Annotated in this window: 20 protein-coding genes; 8 read left to right on the top strand and 12 right to left on the bottom strand. The window is 39.1% G+C overall.

What is annotated here, in order from left to right; all coding sequences use genetic code 11:
• Position 1: 1 nt before the first annotated feature.
• The 4 genes from HWV00_RS10280 to fdxA form a co-directional block, all read right to left on the bottom strand.
• Complete coding sequence (locus HWV00_RS10280; protein WP_211686200.1) at positions 2–553, bottom strand: prepilin peptidase; 552 nt, start codon at positions 551–553, stop codon at positions 2–4.
• 55 nt (positions 554–608) lie between these two features.
• The gene (locus HWV00_RS10275; RefSeq protein WP_211686199.1) at positions 609–803 is read right to left on the bottom strand and encodes a Flp family type IVb pilin; all 195 of its coding nucleotides are present in this window, start codon (positions 801–803) and stop codon (positions 609–611) included.
• Positions 804–950: 147 nt separating this feature from the next.
• Positions 951–2414: a L,D-transpeptidase family protein gene (locus HWV00_RS10270; RefSeq protein WP_211686198.1), complete on the bottom strand. Its 1464-nt coding sequence runs from the start codon at positions 2412–2414 to the stop codon at positions 951–953.
• A gap of 253 nt (positions 2415–2667) precedes the next feature.
• Positions 2668–2991 (bottom strand): ferredoxin FdxA, encoded by a 324-nt coding sequence (gene fdxA / locus HWV00_RS10265; RefSeq protein ID WP_211686197.1) that lies wholly within the window; start codon positions 2989–2991, stop codon positions 2668–2670.
• A 223-nt stretch (positions 2992–3214) separates the two neighbouring features.
• Between fdxA and HWV00_RS10260 the strand changes: the two genes are divergently transcribed.
• Positions 3215–4831: an NAD(P)/FAD-dependent oxidoreductase gene (locus HWV00_RS10260; protein ID WP_211686196.1), complete on the top strand. Its 1617-nt coding sequence runs from the start codon at positions 3215–3217 to the stop codon at positions 4829–4831.
• Between the two features lie 143 nt (positions 4832–4974).
• Here the strand turns inward: HWV00_RS10260 and HWV00_RS10255 are convergent, their stop codons facing one another.
• The 5 genes from HWV00_RS10255 to HWV00_RS10235 all read right to left on the bottom strand — a co-directional run bounded on the left by HWV00_RS10255 (position 4975) and on the right by HWV00_RS10235 (position 13174).
• A complete protein-coding gene (locus HWV00_RS10255) occupies positions 4975–7668 on the bottom strand; it encodes an FAD-dependent oxidoreductase (RefSeq protein WP_211686195.1) in 2694 nt (897 codons plus the stop codon).
• A gap of 272 nt (positions 7669–7940) precedes the next feature.
• Positions 7941–8282 (bottom strand): hydrogenase maturation nickel metallochaperone HypA, encoded by a 342-nt coding sequence (locus tag HWV00_RS10250; protein ID WP_211686192.1) that lies wholly within the window; start codon positions 8280–8282, stop codon positions 7941–7943.
• A gap of 74 nt (positions 8283–8356) precedes the next feature.
• Positions 8357–11041: an FAD-dependent oxidoreductase gene (locus tag HWV00_RS10245; RefSeq protein ID WP_211686190.1), complete on the bottom strand. Its 2685-nt coding sequence runs from the start codon at positions 11039–11041 to the stop codon at positions 8357–8359.
• 35 nt (positions 11042–11076) lie between these two features.
• On the bottom strand, positions 11077–11748 hold the full coding sequence (hypB, locus tag HWV00_RS10240) for a hydrogenase nickel incorporation protein HypB (protein ID WP_255555010.1): 672 nt from the start codon (positions 11746–11748) through the stop codon (positions 11077–11079).
• Positions 11749–12070: 322 nt separating this feature from the next.
• Positions 12071–13174: a phosphoribosylaminoimidazolesuccinocarboxamide synthase gene (locus tag HWV00_RS10235; RefSeq protein WP_211686188.1), complete on the bottom strand. Its 1104-nt coding sequence runs from the start codon at positions 13172–13174 to the stop codon at positions 12071–12073.
• A gap of 308 nt (positions 13175–13482) precedes the next feature.
• On the opposite strand from HWV00_RS10235, the gene HWV00_RS10230 reads away from it, so the two are divergent.
• The 5 genes from HWV00_RS10230 (at position 13483) to rnd (ending at position 20140) form a co-directional block, all read left to right on the top strand.
• Positions 13483–15426, top strand: a complete 1944-nt coding sequence (locus HWV00_RS10230; RefSeq protein WP_255555009.1) for an ATP-dependent DNA helicase — start codon at positions 13483–13485, stop codon at positions 15424–15426.
• 12 nt (positions 15427–15438) lie between these two features.
• Entirely contained in the window at positions 15439–16143 is a 705-nt protein-coding gene (gene tsaB, locus HWV00_RS10225) for a tRNA (adenosine(37)-N6)-threonylcarbamoyltransferase complex dimerization subunit type 1 TsaB (protein WP_211686186.1), read from the top strand.
• A gap of 6 nt (positions 16144–16149) precedes the next feature.
• On the top strand, positions 16150–17019 hold the full coding sequence (locus HWV00_RS10220) for an alpha/beta fold hydrolase (protein WP_211686184.1): 870 nt from the start codon (positions 16150–16152) through the stop codon (positions 17017–17019).
• Positions 17020–17245: 226 nt separating this feature from the next.
• Entirely contained in the window at positions 17246–18901 is a 1656-nt protein-coding gene (fadD, locus tag HWV00_RS10215; RefSeq protein ID WP_211686182.1) for a long-chain-fatty-acid--CoA ligase FadD, read from the top strand.
• A gap of 108 nt (positions 18902–19009) precedes the next feature.
• Positions 19010–20140, top strand: a complete 1131-nt coding sequence (gene rnd / locus HWV00_RS10210) for a ribonuclease D (protein ID WP_211686180.1) — start codon at positions 19010–19012, stop codon at positions 20138–20140.
• A 44-nt stretch (positions 20141–20184) separates the two neighbouring features.
• Here rnd and minE read toward each other — a convergent pair whose 3' ends face one another.
• From minE to minC, 3 genes are read right to left on the bottom strand one after another with little or no spacing between them, the layout of a single operon-like run.
• Positions 20185–20451 (bottom strand): cell division topological specificity factor MinE, encoded by a 267-nt coding sequence (gene minE, locus HWV00_RS10205; RefSeq protein WP_211686179.1) that lies wholly within the window; start codon positions 20449–20451, stop codon positions 20185–20187.
• Complete coding sequence (minD, locus tag HWV00_RS10200) at positions 20452–21261, bottom strand: septum site-determining protein MinD (RefSeq protein ID WP_211686178.1); 810 nt, start codon at positions 21259–21261, stop codon at positions 20452–20454.
• Positions 21262–21276: 15 nt separating this feature from the next.
• Positions 21277–21993 (bottom strand): septum site-determining protein MinC, encoded by a 717-nt coding sequence (gene minC, locus HWV00_RS10195; protein ID WP_211686177.1) that lies wholly within the window; start codon positions 21991–21993, stop codon positions 21277–21279.
• Between the two features lie 130 nt (positions 21994–22123).
• On the opposite strand from minC, the gene HWV00_RS10190 reads away from it, so the two are divergent.
• Positions 22124–22402, top strand: a complete 279-nt coding sequence (locus HWV00_RS10190) for a YcgL domain-containing protein (protein ID WP_211686176.1) — start codon at positions 22124–22126, stop codon at positions 22400–22402.
• A gap of 29 nt (positions 22403–22431) precedes the next feature.
• Positions 22432–23394, top strand: coding sequence for a lytic transglycosylase domain-containing protein (locus tag HWV00_RS10185; protein WP_211686175.1), 963 nt, complete (start codon positions 22432–22434; stop codon positions 23392–23394).
• Position 23395: the final 1 nt, after the last annotated feature.

Genomic DNA, 23395 nt, shown 5'->3' with positions numbered 1-23395 from the left:
TTTATGCAAAAGATAGTAGTAAGGCGTGAATATCTGGGTCTAAGTAACAAGCAAGTACCCAACCTAACGCTAACGCTGGGGCATAGGGTACTTTTACTGCGCCCATGTCACCAGTCTCAGGCTTGAAATATTTTCCGGTATACAGAGAATCGGTATATCGTGAAAAGGTTAATTTTAGACCGTTTAAGCCAACAGATTTCATCGCAATTAATACACTGGTGAAAGCACCGAATATGATTGCATAAGCAATTGACCATGCGATTAGAATGGGCCCTATAATCGCGCCGATAGCGACCATTATTTTTACATCTCCACCACCGATAAGACGAAACTTATAAGCTGGAAGCAAAATTGCTAGCGCTAATGCAGCGCCAGACAATGCTTGCCCTAATCCGATAAGGGAGTAGAACGAGATGTTAATAATTAAACCCATAAGTAACGTGAGTTGGCATAATCGATTAGGAATACGCTGATAACGCATATCAAAATACAGCGCAGAACAGAGCGAGCAAAATGTTACTGTTACTGATATTAACAACGCATATTGAGTCATATTAAAATCCTAAAAGATAAATATCCAACTTTAGTTTACTATCTTTTAATCATCTTTAAGTACAAGTAGCACCACTTGCACCGACAGCAGTACATAAGGCTTCAATTTGACCTGTTGCAGCTGTTCCTAAATTTGTAAAGGCTGTTACCATACCAGCGACCACTAAACCACCAGCTACGGCATACTCAACAGCAGTTAGGCCACTTTCGTCTTCTAAGAAATCTTTGAAAAATGTTGTTAATTCGTTCATGATAATTACTCCAGTAATTAATTTTACAACGGTAGATTAAATTCAAGTTCATGATTTAAATGCCAATTATTAGGACTTATGCTCATGCCTAACAAGCATATAAATAAAACTAGAGTACAATCTTGTTATTCGCTAACATTTGTTGATTTAATTTATCTTTTTTGTTAGAAAATTGTGCTTTCTGTCTTTTTGATACAGGTCATTTCGCCAATGTATTTGACTTTTTATATCCACAAATGCGGTTTGATAGGTAATGAAAACTGGGACTGACTCAGGTAATCTGATGCTACGTGTCTTTCCATCTATTTGTTTTAACTGTGATTTCAGACTTTTGTTTTCTTCAATCAAGGTGTGGAGTAACTTATCGGCATTTCCGAGTCGAATACAGCCGTGACTAAGCGCACGCTGTTTTCTGTTAAATAACGATTTTGTGGGAGTATCGTGTAGGTAAATAGCATTGTTGTTGATAATGTTAAAGCGTACTGTCCCTAATGCGTTATTCAGCCCTGGTATTTGCACTAATCGGTAGGTCTTCAACATAGCGTTGAGATTATAAGGAATGTCTGTGTAGGACGTACTAGCACCATATCCTTGAGCAAGATAAAAGTTACTCTGTTTTAATGCGTTTCTATTACGATGGTGAAGGGGAAGTAAATCGTTGTTGATAATATTTTGTGTCGGTGTCCACGTTGGGTTCACTGTCACTGAACTCACGGCGGTGACCATGATTGGCGTCTGATTCTCTGGCTTACCGACAATCACCTTCATATTAAGCGTTTGTTTGCCTTTATCTATGACTTTCAAACGATATGAGGGGATATTGACGATAATGTATTTACTTGGCGGTGTACGGGGTAAGGATAACCACCGCCATAGATTAATTTGTAGCTTCTCTATACGTGTATCTATCGTTGTATTTAACGCGTTACGTGTCTCTGTATCGATTGTCCCTGAAGGCGTTAAACCATGGCGCTGCTGAAACTGCTTTAATGAATTCCTCATAGCAGTATCAAAGATGTGTGTTCTAAATTTAGATGTACTCGTGTCGGACATGTCTCCAAGAATAACGAGCTTATGCCTTAGGTTTTTAACTTGTTGGTGACCTTGCCCTAACTTAGGGTTAAATGAGGGGGGTAATGTCGGCCAATATACCTGCCTTATATGTTTAAACTTGTTAATAGACTCCCTAAGACGGACTACGGCATTAAATTGCGGCATTGCTGAATCTATGTATAACGCTAAGGTATTATTATGCAGCGCATCTTTAAAATAAGAAAACTTGTTAGTTGCGATTGTTAACTGATTGCCGTGAGAAAGAGACGATATATGATAAAGCGCTAACGTCAGCTTCTCATCAGTCTCATCTATGTGAGCTCTTTCATTATTGGATAAGGTCGATTGCTTCCTTATGCCTAAGTCAGCTAACAAACTAAGCAACGTTATGCCTGATAAATTGAGCTTATTATGGTTAAAGAACAAAGGCTGCTGATTGTTAATCGCTTTTAACTCGTTATAAATAGCTTTAGTATTAATTGCATAGGCTTTGGTAATTGGCATAAACACTAATAGCGTCATTAAAATGATGTGATAGGTAACTCTCATTTTAGGCATTATCGGATCCTTGATTTACGCGACAAAATTACGAACAATACTTTTGGTCATGATCAAGTTTAGATGGGAATGTGTTTAACGAGTAATAGGGAAAGGGAAATAAGGGAACATAACGTGCTGTTCAGGAGGTCATTTTGTAAGAATCTATGAAAGATTAACTGAGAAAAGAGAATGAAGAATAAAGTGAGCGTTCATTTGTTGGTAATAAACGTCCCACTTATTGAAGATTAGATATCTTGAGCAGATGTTCTTATTAGCGTTCTAATAGTGCTAATTTATTTTCAACACCATCCCATTCGCTTGCATCTGCTGGTGGCTCACATTTATCTGTGATTACTGGCCATACTTCAGAGAGCTCTTCATTGATTTCAATAAACACGTGTTGATCTTCAGGTACTTCATCTTCTTGGAAAATAGCATTTACCGGACACTCTGGTTCACAAAGTCCACAATCAATACATTCTATTGGATTAATAACTAAGAAGTTTGGTCCTTCATGAAAAGCGTCTGCTGGGCATACTGGAACACAATCACCATGTTTACATTTAATACAATTTTCGGTTACGACAAAAGCCATGATGCTTGATCCTCACATTTCAAAGTGGAGGCATTATACGTAAGCACGCTTTAAAAGCAATTAACATCCTATTTTGAACTCAAAACAGGCATGAAAAACAACCTAGTTTCAAATAATAAAATGCATATCTCTTCATAATAACGTAAAATACCCGCCCTAAGATTTTAGTTTACTGGCTAGTGCGCCAACTGCGTGATGCCTTTTCATATTTGGATAATTTTCTATGTTACGTTTAACCGATGTAAAACTTCCGTTAGATCATAATGATCAAGCAATTAATGAATATATTTTAGAGAGATTGTCACTTAAACCTGAACAATTAATTGAATATACTGTTTTCCGTCGTGGTTATGATGCACGTAAACGTAATGTAATTATCCTAATGTATACATTAGACGTTACATTAGCTGATAGCGTAAATGAAGAAGAATTACTTGCTACATTCGAAAAAGATCAACATGTTCGTGCTACGCCTGATATGGCATACAAATTTGTTGCTGAGAAGACTGAAGAGATAGAACAACGTCCTGTTGTGATTGGCTTTGGTCCTTGTGGTCTATTTACAGCATTAATTTTAGCGCAAATGGGATTACGTCCAATTGTACTTGAACGTGGTAAAGAAGTACGTGAAAGAACAAAGGATACATTTGGCTTTTGGCGTAAGCGTCAATTAAACCCTGAATCAAATGTTCAATTTGGTGAAGGCGGCGCGGGTACATTCTCAGACGGTAAACTTTATAGCCAAGTTAAAGATCCAAAATTCCATGCACGTAAAATTTTAACTGAATTTGTTAAAGCCGGTGCACCTGAAGAGATCATGTACTTAAGTAAACCACATATTGGTACATTTAAGCTTGTTACTATGATCGAAACAATGCGTAAAGAGATCATTGAACTTGGCGGTGAAATTCGTTTTAGTGCACGTGTTGATGATATTCTTATCGAAAATGATCAAGTAACGGGTGTAGAACTTGCTGGTGGCGAAATTATTGAAACAAATCATGTTTCTTTAGCGATTGGTCATAGTGCGCGTGATACATTTGAAATGCTTCAAAAACGTGGTGTTTACCTAGAAGCGAAACCTTTCTCAATTGGTTTCCGTATTGAACATAAACAAGCTGCAATTGATGATGCTCGTTTTGGTAAGAATGCGGGTAACCCATTACTTGGCGCTGCGGATTACAAATTAGTTCACCATTGTAAGAATGGTCGTTCTGTATATAGCTTCTGTATGTGTCCTGGCGGTACTGTTGTTGCGGCAACATCTGAAGAAGGTCACCTTGTTACTAATGGCATGAGCCAATATTCACGTAACGAAATGAATGCAAACAGCGCTATTGTTGTTGGTATTACACCTGAAGATTATCCAGGTAACCCATTAGCAGGTATCGATCTGCAACGTAAATGGGAGAAAAACGCGTTCGTTATCGGTGGCAGTAACTATGATGCACCGGGACAAACAGTTGGTGACTTCCTTTCTGGTAAAGGTGAAGGCGAATTTGGTGATGTTGTTCCATCATACAAACCAGGTCTTAAATTTACTGACTTAAGTAAAACGCTTCCTCCATTTGCAATTGCGGCAATCCGTGAAGCAATTCCTGCTTTTGAAAAGAAAATTAAAGGTTTCTCTGCAAAAGATGCAACATTAACTGGTGTTGAAACTCGTACATCATCGCCTGTAAGCATTAAGCGTGGCCGAGATCTACAAAGTATTAGCACAAAAGGTTTATTCCCTGCCGGTGAAGGTGCTGGTTATGCTGGTGGCATTTTATCAGCGGGTATTGACGGTATTAAAGTTGCTGAAGCGATAGCTCTTTCTATGTTAGTGAAAGACGCATAATTGTTACATCTAACATTGCTGCGTTTAGTGGGCTAATAAAGACGCGACATACGCTATAAAGTAATGTTTAGAAGAGAAAAGGGTGGTTAGCTTGAGCTAGTCACCCTTTTTTATAGGCTAGATTTTCTTATTTAACCTAAAGATTATTTATGTGTCTCAAAAATAGATTTAATTTTCTTGAATGGTTTATTTACGGCCACACGTACTTTACGTTTCAACGCATGTTTGATGACTGTTGATTTTAAATCTTTAAACTCAACCGCGTCAGCATCATACGTTCGCGTTAACGATATCGCATCAAACTTACACTTCGTTGTACAAGCACCACAGCCAATACACGTATATTCATCAGCAATGACCACGCCGCAGCCTAAGCAACGTTCCGATTCTATCTTAACTTGTTCTTCTGTGAATGTTTCACGTAGATCTTTGAAGGTTGTTTTTGATTTTCGACCATCGACATGCGTTGTTTTTTGTCGTGGTGTATTATCAAAGCCACTCAGATCCACATTTGCTTTATCAAATGCACGATAATCACGTTTTAAACGACCGAGTACTAAGCTTTGACCTCGTTGAACAAAGCGGTGAATAGAGATAGAACCTTCTTTACCTTGTGCAATCGCATCGATAGCAAAACGAGGACCAGTTAGGGCGTCGCCACCAGTAAAAATATCAGGTTCACCTGTTTGGTACGTATCTGCATCGGCTTGGATAGTTTGGTTCGGGTTCAATTCAACTTTGCTGTCTGTCAGGATATTTCCCCAATCAATCGCTTGACCCACTGAAAGTAATACATGGTCTGCAGTTACTATTTGAGTATTATTCTCGTCATAGATTGGATTGAATCGACCATTTTTATCTAACACGGTTATACATTTTCTGAATTCAACGCCGATGACACGATTGTTTGCAACAACGACGCGAGTTGGCCCCCAAGCATTGTTGATATTGATATCTTCTTCTAACGCTTCGTCAACTTCATCTCCGTGTGCAGGCATGCTGTTTCTATCTTCGAGGCAGAACATATCAACTTGCGTTGCACCAGCACGTGTAGCTGTTCTTGCTACGTCAATTGCGACATTACCACCACCAATGACAATTACCTTACCTGTCAGCGGTGCATTTTCACCAAGGTTTACCTTACGTAAAAATTCGACGCCAGACATTACACCTTGTGCATTTTCACCTTCAAGTCCAAGTGAGCGACCCGCTTGTGCGCCAATCGCCATGTAAAATGCTTTGAAATCTTGTGCTCTAAGTTCATTAAGGCTAATGTCCTTACCGATTTCAATCCCTGTTTTAAATACAATACCCATGTCTTTTAGTACGTCAATCTCTGCATTTATCACTTCTTTTTCTAATCGATAAGAAGGGATGCCGAGTGTTAACATACCGCCAAGTGCTTTTTGTTTTTCAAACACAGTTACTTTATAGCCTTGAATTGCGAGGTAATAAGCACAAGATAATCCTGCAGGACCTGCACCTATGATGGCAATTTTCTTGTCATAGTCATTTTTAATCTTTGGTACATAACGAGTATCTGCATTCATATCTTGTTGGGCAATGAACTTTTTAATGTCATCAACAGCAACAGCGCCGTCTATATCGCAACGCGTACAATCATCTTCACAGAATTTTGGACAAATGCGCCCACATACGGCTGGAAATGGGTTTTCTAATTTAATCAGTTTTAGCGCTTCAGTATATTTACCTTGAGATGCTAACTTGATATAACCTTGAACACCGATATGAGAAGGGCAACCCGCTTTACAAGGTGCAGAGCCGGTATCTACTACAACTTCTCTGTTGGTGCGGTAATCGTTATTCCATCTATCTTCAGTCCATTCGGTGTTGTATGGAAGGTCGCGTTTAACTTTTGGAATGGGCGTATTGGTACATAACTTTTGACCAAGTTTTAATGCGTTAGTCGGGCAAACTTCGACACATTCACCACAAGCAACGCATTTATCTTCATCTACTTTGACGGTAAAATTAGAGCGTACGAAGTCATGGTTCGTCCACATGTTTGCGTTTCTTAATGCAAGGCAACCACAACCGCAGCAGTTACAAATGGCGTGTGTGTGTCCCGGACCATCCACATTTGGCATGTTATGCATTAATCCGTTGTCTTCTGCTTTTTGAATAATTTCAAATGCTTCAGCACGATCAATCTCACGTCCACGGCCTGTTCGGATATAATATTCAGCGGCGTGACCTAATTGAATACACATATCTTCCTTAAGGTGACCGCAACCTTCATTTAGTGCTTCACGCGCAGTACGGCAAGAGCAATCTGATACAGAGAATCGGTCGTTATCGTTTAAATACTTTGAAATTTCATCATTCGATACACGTCTCGATTCACCCGATATAGAAGACTCAATAGGAATGGTGCGCATCGGTCCTGTACCAACAGGGAAGTTACCGACGGCTAGTGGGGCTCTTTTTCTGCCGAAATCATCAAATGCTTTACCGAGTTGCGGGTATTTAATCGCGTTCTCTTTATGGTTGACGATCATCTCCATGTGGCCTGGTACCCAGATCTCGTACCAGAATCTATCGACACCTTCTTGTTCGCCTACAACTGTGGCTCCGGCAATAGCGAGTTCCCACAGCAGTGCTTTGGTTTGTTCTGGCGATTTTCCACATAGTGGGGCAACTTCTTCTACAGTCATCCCTTCTCGGAATTTAAGGCAGAGTGCGACTTCTGCCATTTCATCGGTGACAACTGGCTCGAGTACTAAATATTCAGGGTGTTCAGGCTTGACTTCATCCTTTGCTCCGCGTTTTGTTTTACTGATCATGTTCGCCAGATCTAATACTTTTTCTTTTACCATCACATATACTCCAAAGTTAAAATATTTATTTTATTTTTATTATCGTTACGGAATCGTAGAGCTACGATTTTATTCTGGTCAAGGCTGTGTCTTTGAGCGCTGAACAATTCCATTTGGATTACAATATGATGCTCGGTATTTGAAGACTGATTATTAGTTTTAGACGCAGCGATGAAAATTAGGGACGGATCATATTTGCAAGTAAACTTACAATTAAGATCCGACTTTTAACGTTTTAAGTTGCTGAATTAAAGAATAATTCCGTGGTGTTTTTAACAGGCAATAATCTCTTTGATTGCAAATTCTTTACCGGTTAATAATCCCCATTCTTTGCTCTCGCATTTAGGGCATTCAGCGTGGTGTCTAATGATATTAAAAACATAATTACAGCCATTACAAATCCCCTTGGCTGGCAATATCTCGATTTTCAATTTTGTGTCTTCAAACGGTGTACCGTCGACGGCAGCAGGGAAGCAAGCTTCGATATATTTTGGGATCATGGATGAAAGCTCACCAATTTGCAGTACGATCGTATCGACCTTTGTAACCCCATTACTTTCCGCTGCCCTTTTAACTGTTTTGACGACCTCAAAAACAACGCCTAATTCATGCAAAATAACCTCCAGTGGTTGTTTGTTAAACGCGGGGGAGGGTTATTCCTCCGCGCTTGTTCTATTGGAAATAGAGACTAACGAATCAATGCTTTGATTTTTTTGATCGGTTTGTTTATCGCCACTCGAACCTTACGTTTTAATGCGTGTTTGATAATAATTTTCTTCGCATCTTTAAGATCAACACCTTCTGCATCATTTGTTCTGACGAGAGAGATTGCATCAAATCTGCATTTGGTTGTGCATGCACCACACCCGACACACATAAATTCATCTGCGACTGCCAAACCACAACCAAGACAACGCTCTGTTTCTAACTTAACTTGCTCTTCGGTGAATGTTTCACGTAGATCATGGAAGGTATTTTTTGATTTTTGACCGTCCACATGGGCTACGTTCTGTCTTGGCGATGCATCAAATCCATCTAAATTAAGGTTTGTTTTATCAAACGCACGATAATCACGTCTAATGCGACCGAGTACTAGACTTTGACCGTTTTGAACGTAACGATGAATGGAGATCGCACCCTCTTTACCATGTGCAATCGCATCAATTGCAAAGCGGGGACCTGTCACTACATCACCGCCAGCAAAAACATCGGGTTCGTCAGTTTGGTAAGTCGTCGCATCTGCGGGAATTGTTTGATTCGGGTTTAATGCGATATTACTGTTTTCAAGAATGTTACCCCAATCCATCGCTTGGCCGACTGAAAGCAGTACGTGGTCAGCATTAACTATTTTCGTGTTGTTTTCGTCATAGCGTGGATTAAATCGACCATTTTCGTCTAAAACAGAAATACATTTTCTGAACTCGACGCCAACAACTCGATTATTTAGCGTTACAATACGTTTCGGCCCCCAAGCGTTGTTAACGTTAATGTCTTCATCTAAGGCTTCTTGTACTTCTTCAGCGTGAGCTGGCATGTTTTCACGGCTTTCAAGGCAGAACATATCTACTTGTGTTGCGCCTACACGAGTTGCAGTTCTGGCAACATCGATCGCAACATTACCGCCACCAATGACAATCACATTCCCTTTGACGTCTGTACTTTCACCTAAGTTAACGTGGCGTAAGAATTCAACGCCTGTCACAACGCCTTGTGCATTTTCGCCGTCAAGACCAAGTGAGCGACCTGCTTGGGCGCCTATGGCAATGTAGAATGCTTTGTAGTCTTGCTTTCTTAAGTCAGCAAGTGAGATGTCTTTACCTATCTCTACGCCAGTTTTAAACTCAACCCCCATTTCTTTTAGCACATCAATTTCGGCATTGATCACGTCTTTTTCTAAACGGTAAGAGGGGATGCCCAGTGTTAACATGCCACCTAATGCAGGCTGTTTTTCAAATACGGTGACCTTGTAGCCTTCAATTGCGAGGTAATAGGCACAAGATAGTCCTGCTGGACCGCCACCGATAACCGCAATTTTTTTATCGTAATCATTTTTACTTTCAGGGATATAGCGGACTTCTGCATCCATGTCCTGTTGTGCGATAAATTTCTTAATATCATCAACAGCAACGGCACCATCAATATCACAACGTGTACAATCGTCTTCGCAGAATTTAGGACAAATTCGCCCACAGACCGCGGGAAATGGGTTTTCCATCTTAATTAATTTTAGCGCTTCGGTGTATTGGCCCTGTGACGCGAGTTTTATATAGCCTTGAACACCAATGTGCGCTGGACAGCCTGCTTTACATGGTGCTGTGCCGCCTTCCTCGACCATTTGCTTATTTTCGCGGTAATCGGGATTGAATTTATCTTCACCCCATTCGGTGTTGTGTGGTAGCTCTCGTTCTTTTTCTGGAGTAGGGTTGAGTGAACATAGTTTTTGGCCAAGTTTGACTGCATTTGTTGGGCAGACTTCAACACACTCACCACAAGCCACACATTTGTCTTTATCAATTTTCACCGTATAGTTAGAGCGAACCATATCTGGATTTTGCCACTGCTCGGCAAGTCTCATTGCAAAACAACCGCAACCACAACAGTTACAGATGGCATGTGTTTTACCCGAGCCATCTAAATTGGGAATGCTGTGCATCAAGCCATTGTCTTCAGCTTTTTTTATAACTTCGATTGCATCATCACGAGAGATTTCACGCCCGCGACCTGTACGGATGTAATATTCCGCAGCATGACCCATCTGAATACAGATATCTTCTTTAAGGTGACCACAGCCTTCGTTCATTGCTTCTCTAGACGTACGGCATGCACAATCAGAAAGTGAGAATACGTCATTGTCGTTCAAGTATTTAGACACTTCTTCGTAAGACGCGTTTCTGGTCTCACCGTCAATTGAGGTTTCGATTGGGATTACACGCATTGGGCCTGAACCTACGGGGATATTTCCCGCCGCTAAAGGACCTTTTTTCTTGCCAAACGCGTCAAAAGCTTCACCGAGTTCAGGGTATTTTTGGATAAGTTCTTTGTTGTTAACAACCATTTCCATGTGGCCCGGCACCCAGATATCAACCCAGTACATGTCCACGCCATCAATATTATTTACAAATGCAGCACCACCCACCGCTGATTCCCATAGCAGTTGAGTAACTTCTTCTTCTGGTTTACCACAAATTGACGCAACTTCAGCCGCACTCATTTTTTCACGTAATTTTAAGCAAAGAGTTACTTCTGCTACATCTTCAGACATCCAAGGGCTATAAATTTTATATTCAGGATCGTCAAACGTAATACCTGCTCTTGAACCACGTTTAACGCGACTGATCTTGTTGGCAAGATCTAAAACTTTGTCTTTTCCCATCACATTGTCTCCAAAGCTAAAATATTATTATTATTTTATTTTTTCCAATCGCTTACTTCATTGCGTAGCCAGCTAGTCCAGTCTTCAATACCGTCGCCTGTTTTAGCTGAGATTGGGAATACTTTAATATTTGGATTCAATTTTTTCACACGTTCTATCGCCGCTTCTAAGTCAAAATCAAAGAAACCCATCGCATCTATTTTATTAATAAGGAGTACGTCGCAGATAGAAAACATGAGTGGATATTTAAGTGGTTTATCGTCACCTTCAGGCACACTAAGAATCATAACGTTTCTAGCTGCACCCGTATCAAATTCTGCTGGGCAGACTAAATTACCGACATTTTCTAAAATCGTTAAATCAAGACCTTCTGCATCAAGTCCTTGTAGCCCTTGCATTGTCATGTCTGCATCGAGGTGGCACATCCCCCCTGTGTGTAGCTGGATAACTTTCGCACCGGTTTTTGCTATCGTCTTCGCATCAACATCGGAATCAATATCAGCTTCCATCACACCAATGTTCATTTCATCTTTCAATTTGTTAATCGTCGCAACGAGAGTTGTCGTTTTACCTGCGCCTGGTGATGACATCAAATTGATTAATAAGTTTTTTTTCTGTTTTAATTCAATTCTTAATGCATCAGCTTGTTTAGCATTGTTAGCAAATATACCTTCTTTTATTTCTATAATTTTAAAATTATCCATCATCTCACCTATATGTCGCGTGGGTTAAGCAGAAGCATTTACCCAACAATAATTAAATTAGTTGGTATTATTCTACGCTTATCACTGGGTACCTACTAGTGGGTATTTATTGATTTAAGAGTAATAACTCTAATATTAGATGTGGATCATATTTAATAGATAATGAAATACAGATTCGAAAGTTTAATGCTTGAAAGTTCGATACTAGGGAGAGGGATCATTGAGTAATGATGAAAGAAAGGTAATAAAAAAGCCGCGCACTTTGAGTGAACGGCTTTAACATGCTTTTACGTTTAATATTAGTGCATTTTTCTATGCGGTAATATTAGTCGATAAGATTATAATCGTTACGTAAAATATCAATGATTTCAGCTTTAGGGTTCTCAGATAAAACAATCTTTTTACCTGTGATCTTTTCAGCAATATTCAAGTATGTTTCTGAAATAGACATTAATACAGAAGTTGGTAGCGCGTTGTGTTCAGCCAATGCTAAACGCTCATCCATTCTGTTTTTATTGAGTAGAATGTCTGGTTCTGGGAAGTAGTTAAGCAATAGCTGGCGGAACCCTTCTTTAGAATTCTCAACAACACTGCCTTCACGGAACGCTGGACCATCCCAAATACGAGATGAATCAGGTGTGCCGACTTCATCCATATAGATAAGCTTATCTTGACCTTTGCTGTCTGTTACATAACCAAACTCGAATTTAGTATCAACAAACATCTGATCTACACCTGCTAGCGCATCACTAATTACATCAAAACCTTCTTTTAACAGTTTTTCGTAGTAAGTGATATCGTCAAGTGACTTGAAGTTAAACGCTTCATAGTTATCAGAAATGTTTTCGCGAGTAATGTTTACATCATCAACAGCGGGAACACCTGGAATGCCTTCTAAAATACCTTTAGTAGACGGTGTGATTAGCAGTTCAGGTAATTTTTGATCTTTAGTTAGGCCTTCTGGTAGTTCGATACCACAGAAGTTACGTTCGCCTTGACTGTAAGCGCGCCACATTGAACCCGTGATGTATTGGCGACAAATCGCTTCAATCATTACCGGTTTCGCTTTTTGTACGATCCAAATGAATGGGTGAGGGATATCAAGGATATGGCTGTCCGCTAAACCGTTTTCACGGAAAGATTTAAACCAATGGTTTGAAATCGCGTTTAACGCAGCACCTTTCCCAGGTACACCACGCATGCCGCCTTCACCGTGCCAGATACAATCAAATGCTGAAATACGGTCACTAATAACCATAATTGCAAGTGGTGCATCTGCTGCAACGTCATAGCCTTTTTCTTCGATTAAGCGACGACTGTCAGCTTCAGTTAACCAGTAAACAGAACGTACCTTACCGCTATGAACCGGCTTATCTGTACGAATTGGTAAATCATTGTTTACAGCTAATACTTTATCAGCAAGACTCATTGTTAACTATCCTTATTGAGTTTAATCGTTTAAATAAAACTTATACCTAAGTAACTTGGAAGAGTTTCTTTCAATTTCCCTGAAAGCTCTTCCAAGTTACTCTGGACTAATTTAGCTAGATTCGAGATTGTTGCTGTCGATTTGAGGCGATTTTAGCAGATGTGGGGAGTGATTCCACCCCTACTGATAAATTTTGTTAAAAAGAACAATCTATAAATGTAATGTTTTCTTTAATAGGGTCGAAAAACAACCATAAATTATCTTTTGTAAGACGTGAGTTTGATTATTTTTACCAGTGATGGTATTAAATGCGGTCTTATAAATCTATTTGGAACTTGTTTGTGATAGAGAAATACTTTTTATCTGGGGGCGCCTTAGCCAAGGTCATCGATGGCTACACAGCTCGCCAACCACAAATTGATATGGCAAAAGCCATCAATTCGGTGATCGCAAACAAGGGTAACTTAATTGTTGAAGCTGAAACAGGAACAGGTAAAACATTTGCCTATCTTATTCCTGCGTTAGTTAATGATAAAACAACAATTATCAGTACAGGTAGTAAAAACCTACAAGAACAATTATTTAATCGTGATTTACCTTTTATCATTGATGCGTTAAATAGCAAAGCTAAAACGGCGCTGCTTAAAGGGCGTAATAACTACTTATGTACTGACCGTTTAGCGCGTTTAGGTCGAGAAACTCAATATCAAAGCCAAGCGATATTAAGTGATTACGTCAAAGTGAAGGGCTGGTCAAATATTACTATTAGTGGTGATATGAGTTCTGTACCGGGTTTAAAAGATGACTCGGAAGTGTTGCCTTTGGTGACATCAACTAACGATAATTGTTTAGGTCGGGATTGTCCTGACTATGAAGATTGCTTTTTAGTTAAAGCACGACGAAAAGCACTCGAGGCGGATATTGTCGTCGTCAACCATCACTTATACTTCGCTGACTTAAATGTAAAAGACTCTGGCTTTGGCCGATTATTACCGGATGCAGACGTTATCGTGTTTGATGAGGCTCATCAAGTGCCTGATATAGCATCGGAATATTTTGGTAAAAGCATCGCCAGCAAACAAATTCAAGCATTGTGTAAAGATGTGCAGTATTTAGGACGTACCGACCTTAAAGACTCAATTCAAGTGACGAAAGCGGCGAATGGATTAGCAAACGCGACACAAGATTTAAGATTGAGCTTTTCGATGGAATCAGGGCGTGGTAATTGGCGCCATCTATTCAATCAACAAGCAGTAATGAAAACCATTATCCGCTTTCAAGACCAACTCGACTTTATTTATGAAGTACTGAAGCTAAATCTTGGCCGAACAGAGCTTGTTGATCAATGCTTTGAGCGGGTAGTCGAAATTAAAGCAACATTTAAGCAAATTATGGCGGTAAATAGTACCGGTGAAAGTTACTGGTATGAATGTACATCACGTAACTTCACCTTAAACATTACACCACTTAATATTGCGGAACGATTTAGTGCGGAACAAGAAAAAACCAAATCAGCATGGGTGTTTACGTCTGCAACTTTGGCTGTTGACCATTGCTTTTCACACTACCGTCAGCAGATGGGACTAGCGGATGCAGAAGAACTGATTCTTGCAAGTCCATTTGATTATCAAAATCAAGCCATGTTATGTGTACCACGTAATATACCAGAGCCTAACGACCCTAATATCGCACGTATACTTGTCGAAAAGTTAGCACCAGTGATTATTGCGAATAAAGGTCGTTGTTTCTTCTTATGCACAAGCCATTATATGATCAGACAGGTATCAGCATTACTGCAACAACAACTGGCTATGCCTATTTTTGTTCAAGGGCAAGATAACAAGCAAGTATTGCTGGATCAATTTGTTCAACATGGTAACGCGCTCCTTATTGGTACTTACTCATTTTGGGAAGGTATTGATGTACGAGGGCAGACGCTAAGCTGTGTTATTATTGATAAATTACCTTTTGCATCACCGGATGATCCACTTTTACAAGCACGTATTGAAGATTGTCAGCGTAAAGGTGAAGATCCTTTTGCTGCATTGCAAATACCCAAAGCGGTGATCAATCTGAAGCAAGGGGTGGGGCGTTTAATCCGTGATGTCAAAGACACGGGTTGTGTTATTATCTGTGATACTCGTATTGTGTCTCGTGGATACGGCGCTACATTTATCAATAGTTTACCCAATATGCCAAGAACGAGAGATTTAAACGGCGTATTGTCTTTTATTAAAAAAACTAACAACTAGAAAGTGAATTTTATGAGTACTATTTTAGCACTAGATACATCAACAGAAAATTGTTCAGCGGCATTAAGCATTAACGGTAAAGTATTCGTTAGAGAACTGGAAAGTCCACGTGAGCATACGAAGCGTATTCTTCCTATGGTAGATAGTTTATTGGCTGAAGCTGGCATTAAATTGAAAGATGTAGACGCGTTAGCCTTTGGTCGTGGTCCAGGTAGCTTTACTGGCGTTCGTATTGGTACTGGCATCGCGCAAGGTTTAGCATTTGGCGCTGATTTACCTATGCTGCCTATTTCAACATTGGCTGCTATGGCACAAGGTGCACACCGTTTGCACAATGTGACAGACGTTTTACCTGCAATTGATGCTCGCATGGGTGAAATTTACTTCGCTCAATACAAACTGAATGAATCTGGTGTAATGACACTGGTTGATAACGAGATCGTTGTTACACCAGATGACTTAATTGCCAATTTTAATCATCCAGAAAAAGCATTCCATACATTAGGCACTGGCTGGGCTACCTATACAGAAAAACTAGCAGGCTTAAACGTTGAAGAATTGACGGCATGCGAAGGGATACAGTTCCCATGTGCACAAGATATGTTGGTTATTGCTGCTGCTGAATTTGAAAAAGGTAATGCTGTCGCACCAGAAGATGCAATGCCAGTTTATGTACGCGACACGGTAACGTGGAAGAAACTACCAGGTAGAGAGTAATTTCTAATGGAAAACTTTAGTATAGAGGTCAATGGTAAAATTATTGCGGGTTTGCGCTATGGAGAACGGTCTAAACCTGTTTTACTTGCTGTTCACGGTTGGTTAGATAATGCTGCAAGCTTTATCCCTCTTGCTGAAGAATTAAAACGTAGTTTAGATGACGGTTCACTACCATATCAACTTATTGCGATTGATTTACCCGGCCATGGTCACTCAGATCATAAAGGAAATCATTACAATTTCATTGAATGGGTAGAGGACCTTTATCAAATTATTCAAACGCAGCATTGGGGTGTCGTGAGTATTGTCGGGCACTCTATGGGCGCAATGATCAGCTCCATTTTTGCAGCGACATTTCCAGAGCTTGTTAATCGTTTGGTATTAATCGAAGGGTTGGGCGCAATTTCAGCAGAAGCTGAACAAACAGTAAGCCAATTGCGTAAAGGGATAGAAAGTCGTTATAATTACAACCAAAGTGGTAGTGTCAAGGCTAATACCTTGACATTGGAAAAGGTTGTTAAAGCACGTTGTTTTGTTTCTGACTTGACTGAGCAAAATGCGTTGTTGATATGTAGACGAAATTTAAATATACGAGCTAATGACATAATTTGGCGATCAGATCCTAAATTAAAAGCGCGTTCTTTAGTTCGATTCAGTGAATTACAAGTTTTAGATGTTTTATCTTCAATATCAACAAGTTGCCTTGTTATTATTGGCGATAAAGGTTTTCCTTTAATCGCAAAAACACTAAAGTTAGATATTTTCAGTAATGATATATTTGATATTTTGACACTTATCGGTGGTCATCACGTACACATGGATAATGCAGCTGAAACGGCAAGGGCAGTAGTTAAATTTTTTAATAATTCAAAGTAATGGTTTATTAAACACACAATTATTAGTTTTATATTATCTAATTCTAAATTATTAAGATTTAAATAAACCTAATATATAAATATTTCATTTGTTAATTGAGTGTTAATCAATTAAGATTTGTTCACAATAAATAATTTCATCAATAGCAATTAATTATTATTAAAGGATTAATAGTAAATTTGTTGTTTTTTAAATTAAAAGAAAGCTAATAAAAAGGAGAGGTAAGGTGGAAAAGGTTTGGTTAAAGAGATACCCGGAAAATGTTCCCGCAGAAATTGACTTTGGTTCATTTCGTTCTTTAAACGATATATTCGATCAAACAGTTCAAAACTATGCAGATAACCCTGCATATGTAAATATGGGTTGTTCATTAACTTATGGTGAAATCGATGAGAAATCTCGTGCTTTCGCTGCTTACCTTCAAAACGAGCTTAAATTAAACAAAGGCGATCGTGTTGCGTTAATGATGCCTAACTTGCTTCAGTACCCAATTGCGCTATTTGGTGCATTACGTGCGGGTATGGTAATTGTTAATGTAAACCCACTCTATACACCTCGTGAGCTAAAACATCAGTTAAATGATTCTGGTGCTAAAGCGATTGTGATTATTTCAAATTTCGCAAGTGTGTTAGAAAAGGTAGTTAAAGATACGCCGGTTGAACATATTATTTTGACGCAATTAGGTGATCTTTTCTCTCCTGTAAAAGGTGCTATTACTAACTTAGTTGTTAAGTATGTGAAGAAAATGGTGCCTAAATTCAATTTACCGACAGCGGTTTCATTCAATCGTGTATTGAGTAAAGGACGTTCTCAGAAGTTTACTAAAGTTGAAACCGGTTTCGATGATATCGCTTTCCTTCAGTATACGGGCGGTACAACTGGCGTATCAAAAGGTGCAGTACTAACGCACAAAAATATGCTGGCTAATGTATTACAAGCAGAAGGCGCTTACGGTAGTATTATTGACCGTGGTACTGAAACTGTGATCACAGCATTACCGCTGTATCATGTATTTGCATTAACGGTGAATGGCCTATTGTTCTTCTTGGGTGGTGGTAAGAATATTCTTATTACAAACCCACGTGATCTACCTGCTTTAATTAAAGAGATTGATGATCACAAACCAACTGCGATTACAGGTGTAAATACACTGTTTAATGCGCTTGTGAATGATGAATCATTCGCAAAGATTGACTTCTCTGCATTGAAGCTATCTGTTGGCGGTGGTATGGCTGTTCAACGCTCTGTCGCTGAAAAGTGGAAGAAGATAACAGGAAACCACTTACTTGAAGGTTATGGTTTAACAGAGTGTTCACCACTTGTTACTGTAAATCCTTATGATCTGCATGAATATAACGGCTCAATCGGTTTACCTGTTTCATCAACAGATGTACGTATTATTGATGAAGATGGTGGTGTATTAACTAAACCAGGTGCTGTAGGTGAAATGCAGGTTAGTGGTCCTCAGGTTATGCAGGGTTACTGGCAGCGTCCACAAGATACTGCTGAGGTGATTACTGATGGTTGGTTAAACACTGGTGATATCGCTCGCATGGACGAAGATGGTTTCTTCTACATCGTTGATCGTAAGAAAGATATGATCCTTGTTTCTGGATTTAATGTTTTCCCTAACGAAATTGAAGACGTATTAACCTTAAATGACAATATTTTAGAGGCTGCAGCAATTGGTGTACCTCATGAGTCATCAGGTGAAACGGTTAAAATCTTTGTTGTTAAGAAGGGTGAAATTTCTAAAGAAGAGATCGTAGCGCATTGTCGTGAACATCTAACTGCTTATAAAATTCCACGCATTATTGAGTTCCGCGATGAATTACCTAAGAGTAACGTAGGTAAAATTTTACGCCGTGAATTACGTGATTAGCAATAGATCTAATTTTAAGTCATAAAACACTTATCATTAGTTAGATATTTCGCTAAAATTAAGCCACTTTCTAAATTGTAAGAAAGTGGCTTTTTTTTGAGGTTATAAGTGGAATATATTTTAGTTGAAGATCAAATAACATTGCAGACAATGATAGATCAATGTGCGGAAGTTGAAATTTTAGCTATCGACACTGAATTTATTAGACAGCGTACTTATTACCCAATTCTTGGATTGTTTCAGTTATACAATGGCATTGATACTTATTTAGTTGATCCCCTGGCTATTGATGACTTAAGTTCACTTTGGCAACTACTCGATCGTCATCCCTCAGTGCTTCACGCTTGCTCTGAAGATCTCGATGTTTTCATGACGGTTGCTAATAAAATCCCCGATTTCTTCCACGATACACAAATAGCGGCAGCATTCTGTGGGCTAGGCTCTTCTCTTGGCTTTGGTGGCCTTGTTTCTGAATACCAAAATATCACGCTAGATAAAGGCGAATCACGCTCTAACTGGTTAGCTAGACCACTAACGACTAAACAGCTTAGCTACGCAGCTGCTGACGTTTATCATTTATTACCTTGCTGGCATGAGCTAAAAAGTAAACTTGATGAGCTCGGTTATTATGATTTCTACTTACAAGAGTTAGATAATTTACGTCGACGTAAGTTAGTAAAGAAAAATCCTAAAACAGTTTATAAGCAATTTAAGAATGCATCATTCTTATCACCTCGCCAGCTTGCAACATTGCAAATACTAGGTGAGTGGCGTGAAAACAACGCAGTTAATCGCGACATGGCTGTTAATTTTGTTGTTAAAGAAGCGCATTTACTTGAAGTTGCAAAACAGCAGCCTAAATCATTACGTGATTTAAATAAGCTTGAGCTATTGCCTGTAGAGATTAAGCGCCACGGCAAACAAATCATTGAGATGGTAAAAGAAGCTGCAGAATTATCTGATGACGCGTTGCCAGAACCATTAACACGTATTTCTGATTACCCTGGATACAAAAAAATAGTACAAGGTATTCGAAATAAGATAGCAAATGTTGCTGAGCAAACGAATATTCCTGCAGAACTGATTGGTTCAAAGAAAATTATCAATGAATTATTAAGTTGGGTATGGAAATTGACTGAATCAGAGCGTGAAGTTAATGATAAGCCTGTGCTGTTGAGTAATTGGCGTGCAGAACTGATTGGTAATAGCTTGTTTGAAGGCCTAATGGCTAATAAATAAGTAATAGCAAGTGTACATACTATGTATGTACACTTGCTAAATTTTTATGATTCTTCAGAAAGGGTTACGTTCAGTTCTAAAACAGAGAGATTGTTATCTCTTTGGTCAAGTTGAACATTAACTTGATCTGATGTTACTGCAACATACTTTTTGATAACTTCAAGTATATCGAGTTTCAACTGTGGTAAATAATCGGGTGTGTTATCACGTAAGTTACGCTCATGAGCCACAATTATTTGTAAGCGATCTTTCGCTAAACTAGCCGATTTAACATCAGGTTTTGATGTGCGAAAATAATCAAGTAACGACATTTAACCTCCAAAGATTCTGCTTAAAAAGCCTTTCTTTTCTACTTCAAGAAAACGAAATTCGCGTTCTTCACCAAGAATTCGTGCAACAGTATCAGCATATGCTTGTCCTGCATCACTTTCAGTATCTAGGATAACAGGTTGACCACAGTTTGATGCTTTAAGTACAGCACTTGACTCTGGGATCACGCCTGCAAGTGGAACCGCTAAGATCTCTGTGATGTTTTCAACACTTAACATGTCACCGCGTTCAACACGCTCTGGCACGTAACGTGTAATCAATAGGTGCTCTTTAATTGGTTCAAGACCTTGTTCTGCACGACGAGAACGACTTTGTAGCATACCAATAATGCGGTCTGAATCGCGCACAGAGGATACTTCAGGGTTCGTTGTGATAACGGCAACATCAGCGAAGTATAATGCCATCATAGCACCGGCTTCGATACCTGCTGGTGAATCACAGATGATGTAGTCATGGTTTTCTGCAAGTTGATCTAAAACTTTACCAACACCTTCTTTCGTTAGTGCATCTTTATCTCGAGTTTGTGACGCAGGTAAGATATGTAATTTATCAACGCGTTTATCTTTGATTAATGCTTGTGATAAATTTGCTTCGCCGTTGATAACATTTACGAAGTCATATACTACTCGACGTTCACAACCCATGATTAAGTCTAAGTTACGTAAACCTATATCGAAATCGATAACGACAGTTCTTTTCCCTTGCATTGCTAAACCCGTAGCAATTGCGGCACTTGTTGTAGTTTTACCTACACCACCTTTACCGGATGTAACGACAATAATTTCAGCCATTTTAATTCCTTGAATTTAATCGAACTTGTTGATTTCTAATTTATTATTAACACAATTTATTTGTGCTTGTGTATTTAAATATTCTTCTTCGACTGCATCACTTAAAATATACGTACCATTTATTGATAGCAGTTCAGGATCTAGTTTGTTACAAAAAATCTGCGCGGTATTGTCACCTTTTGCTCCAGCAATTGCGCGCCCACGCAATGCACCATAAATATGAATCGAACCATCTGCGATAACTTCAGCGCCTGCGCTAATATTACCTAGCACAGTTAATGACGCATCTTGAGCATAAACTTGTTGCCCAGAACGTATCTGTCCTTTATGAACTATGGTCTTTGTTATGGATTTTTCAACAATAACAGTTTGAATTTCTGGCTTTATGTCTGCAGCTGGTACTAACTTAGTCGCTGTATTTTTGGCTGAGTTAGATATAACGGACAGACCAGACTCACGAACAGTTAACTTTTGCTCTGCAGTTTGACAGCCCTCAATCCCAACAAGATTCATTCCATTTTGGGTAATCACATCTTGAAGAGTTTTAAAGTCGATGTCGTCGGCTAAGTTGGCAACATTCACAACAACGGGAGCAGATTTAAAGAATGCGGGTGCTTGGCTTACCTTGTCGGCAATAAAAGAGTGGAGGTTTGTCATCGCAGCATCATTTTCTATATGAATAACTGAGAGTGTAAAACTTGTTCCTTTAAATTTTATAGACTGATCTGCCATCTTTTTTTCCTGGTTGCTTAGTTTTTATGCCTGCTTTAAGCATTTATTGTTATAGCACTTAGATTAATCATTATGCCATGTTATATTTTACTCGTAAATATAGGTCAGTTCATAACTAAAGAGAAAAACAATGCTTTGTTCAATTTATAAAACAAATAAAAAAGAAGGGATGTATTTATTTATATCTCGCCGTGAAGATTTTAGCCAAGTTCCTGAAACTTTATTGAGTATGTTTGGTCAACCTAAGTTAGTGGTTACCATGAATTTAACGGAAGCTCGTACATTGGCATTTGCGGATTCAAAAAAAGTATTGGAAAATTTAACGACTGCAGGTTATTACCTACAAATGCCGCCACCACCAGTCGATCATTTAGTTGAATATAAAAAATGGCGTGACGAAAACAAATAGCACGCTGTAAATAGATATAAGGAAATGCAATGAAAATAGCAGGATTAGTATTGTTCGCTTTAAGTTCAGGTGCCGTGTCTGCTAAACCGACATTTGATGAGTATTTATCTACTTTACGTACCGAATCGGAAACATTGGGATTCACTGAACAAACTATTGACGATGCATTTAACAGTATTACATACAGAAAAAAAACCATCGTACATGATAAAGCACAGCCAGAGCGACAAAAAATTACGCTTGATTCGTACATTCCTAGAGCTGTTCCAGATTGGAAAATAAAGAAAGCAAGAAAATTGTTTGATGAAAACAAGGAACTGCTGGAACGAATCGGAAAGGATTTTGGTGTTCAGCCTCGTTTTATCGTCGCTTTGTGGGGTGTTGAAACAAATTTTGGTAGTTATACCGGGAATTTTTCAACATTATCAGCATTGGCGACACTTGCCTATGATGGTAGACGCGAGACTTTTTTCAAAAAAGAATTCTTCGCAGCATTAAAAATCATTGATGAAGGTCATATTACAACCGCTGATATGAAAGGTTCGTGGGCTGGGGCTATGGGGCAGGTTCAATTCATGCCGTCTTCTTTTAATGCTTACGCTGTTGATTATAATAACGATGGCAAGAAAGACATTTGGAATAGCACTGAAGATGCCTTAGCATCCGCAGCTAATTACCTTAAACAAGCTAAATGGGATGATACTTATACATGGGGTAGGCAAGTTCTACTTCCTGACAACTATGATGCGACAGTATCAGGCCTTAAGCTCACTAAAAAGCTTGCTGACTGGCAAGAATTAGGTATTCGAACGTTTGAAGGGAAGGCATTACCAAACGTTGACCTTGATGCGTCTCTTATTATGCCCGACGGTGAAAATGGGCGTATATATTTAGTCTATAACAACTATAAAAGTATCATGCGCTGGAACCGTTCAGATTATTTTGCAACATCGGTTTCGCACTTATCAGATACGATCAAATTCAGGGATTGAA

Origin of the sequence: Moritella sp. 24 (assembly GCF_018219155.1) — a bacterium.
Taxonomy (GTDB): Bacteria; Pseudomonadota; Gammaproteobacteria; order Enterobacterales; family Moritellaceae; genus Moritella.
Note: the sequence above shows the minus strand (reverse complement) of the source record. Positions and strands in the feature narration are given on the sequence as shown.